Origin of the sequence: Candidatus Electronema sp. TJ, assembly GCF_048287355.1 — a bacterium.
Classification (GTDB): domain Bacteria; phylum Desulfobacterota; class Desulfobulbia; order Desulfobulbales; family Desulfobulbaceae; genus Electronema.
Window position 1 is genome coordinate 9378 of record NZ_JBLWEP010000067.1, and the last position, 2058, is coordinate 11435.

Here is a 2058-nt window from a genome sequence, read left to right on the forward strand (position 1 = left end):
TTGGTGAATTGCAGCAGGAAAGCGTTGTGGTTGAGAAAAACCAAGTCCTCATACACATGGGAGATGCCCATGCCTGCCGCCTCGACGATTTCCTTGACCACACCGAGTTTTCGTTCTGGCATATTTTTCCCTTTAACCAGCCGTAGGGGCAGAAAATTTTCTGCCCTTACTTGGCAAGAATTTGATCGTGCACCAGCCCCTTCAGCCGCTCCGCCAGCTCCAGCATGGCCGGGATTTCCTCCATCTGCGGCGGGCTGATCTTGAAGCCGTCCAGCGAGCAGATGTCCTGATACTGATCCATCTGCAGCAGGCCCTCGCCGATCTCCCCCATCTTGCCCGGAAAGACCTGCTCCATCGCCGCGACCAAGTCGGCCATAGTATGATTGTCAGGCAGCTCGCCGTGGCGCATCAGCGCGGCCATGACGAACTTCTCTATGGCCATGGCAATGAGATTGTAGAGAATCTCCGAGGTGAAGGCCCGCAGGCCCTTGCGCTGCGCCTGCGTGGCTGTGCGCAAGAATCCCTCGCCGTGGCGGAAAAACTCCTCCCAGCCTTTGACCGGGCGCAACTCATGCAGCGGCTGAATCTTCATCGCGCTCAAGTGCTCTGTAAAATGTTGCTGCCATCTCTCGCAGTTTCGCACCGATCAAATGCGTGCATTCGATCCTGTCAAATGCGTGCATTCGTGCTGATCAAATGCATGCATTCGATCCCATCAAATGCATGCTCAAATAAAATACGAATGCGCGGATTCGTGTGCAGGGAATCCGGCAGGCCGGAAATGCTCCGCTCTCCCTGATCTGCCCGCGTTCCTGCTGCGCTTAACATACCGATAAATATGGCCAAGCTGTTCTGCTCCGCTTACAGCATCTTACGCAGACAGATCATGGCGGTGCTCTGTAAGCCTGTCTTCTGATAGAAGGCCAAGGCTGGGGCGTTGTTCCGGTCTGCCAGCAGCTGAATACGGCTGGCCCCGTGGCTGACCGCCCATGCCTCGGCAGCAGCCACAAGCCGTCTGCCCAGCCCTTTGCCCTGATGCGCAGGCAGCACAGCCACATCCTCCACCAAGGCCGAAGGCCCGCCTTGCGCCGTGGAGATCAGCAGCTGGCCAGTGCACATGCCAATCACCTGCCCGCCCTGCGCAGCGACGATCACCGCCGCCTGCGGGCTTGCCAAGAGCATCCGCAGGCCGCGCTCCTGCTTGGCCGCATTGAAGACAAAGTCTTTCTCGATGCTGAACAGCAGCTTGAGCAGATCAAGCAGGGCAGGGATGTCCGCAGCCGCAGCTGGGCGAATCTGCGCCGCGCTCATTCGGAAATCAGGTATCCTGCCGATGGTTTGCCTTCTTCGAGGCCGTCGAGGATAGCATCAACCGCCTCCTCGCTGCTCACGCCGCCGAACCACCAGTTTTCCGGCTGCACCACCATCACCGGCCCCTTCTCGCATTGCTTGAGGCAGGACGTGGCGGTGATCAGGCAATTAAGACCACGGTCCAGCACTTCCTCCTCAATGTATTGCAGCAAACCCTCGCTCTGCTTGTGGCAAAGCCCCTTCTTGTCGCCTGCTGCCCGAAAACTTTGGCAGAGCAATATCTGCCGCTTTGGTATGGCCATGTCGTACCTCGTTCAGATGAGTTTATTTCTTGCACTTGTGTTTTTTGCCGCCGCCGTAAAGCACATCCACCAGACCGTCAATGCTGTCCTCGGCCAGCAAAACCTTGATGCCCTGTTCCGACAGCACCTTTTGCGGATTCTCGCCCGCCTTGGCTGCCAGCAGGGCGAAGCAGTCAAAGAGGCATTCGCGGGCCAGCGTCTCCCAGCGCACACTGCCTGCGCCTGCTTCAGGCGCGTTGCGCACAGCAAGCAGCGAAGGCAGCTCGTCGCTGCTGCGCGGGCCGTAAATCAGGATTTTCTCGGCCTGACCAAGGTGCAAATCCACCTCCATGCCGCTGCTGCTGACCACAGCGACATTGGGCCGCTCCTTGCTCGGTTTGGGGAGCATCGTGCCAGCAAAGGCCGAGCCGCTGCTTGGCGGAGCAAGCAAGACTGCGCCATATTC

At 58.6% G+C, this 2058-nt stretch carries 5 protein-coding genes; all 5 read right to left on the reverse strand.

Annotation, left to right across the window (positions count from 1 at the left end; translation table 11 throughout):
* Positions 1–166: 166 nt before the first annotated feature.
* Positions 167–592 (reverse strand): hypothetical protein, encoded by a 426-nt coding sequence (locus ACNKID_RS06560; protein WP_417912634.1) that lies wholly within the window; start codon positions 590–592, stop codon positions 167–169.
* 77 nt (positions 593–669) lie between these two features.
* Positions 670–846, reverse strand: coding sequence for a hypothetical protein (locus ACNKID_RS06565; RefSeq protein WP_417912635.1), 177 nt, complete (start codon positions 844–846; stop codon positions 670–672).
* Positions 847–861: 15 nt separating this feature from the next.
* Entirely contained in the window at positions 862–1311 is a 450-nt protein-coding gene (locus ACNKID_RS06570; RefSeq protein WP_417912636.1) for a GNAT family N-acetyltransferase, read from the reverse strand.
* A complete protein-coding gene (locus tag ACNKID_RS06575) occupies positions 1308–1613 on the reverse strand; it encodes a (2Fe-2S) ferredoxin domain-containing protein (RefSeq protein ID WP_417912637.1) in 306 nt (101 codons plus the stop codon). Before ACNKID_RS06575 ends, ACNKID_RS06570 begins: the two co-directional genes overlap by 4 nt.
* Positions 1614–1635: 22 nt before the next feature.
* A partial coding sequence (locus tag ACNKID_RS06580) for a NifB/NifX family molybdenum-iron cluster-binding protein (RefSeq protein WP_417912638.1) occupies positions 1636–2058 on the reverse strand: 423 nt, incomplete at its 5' end.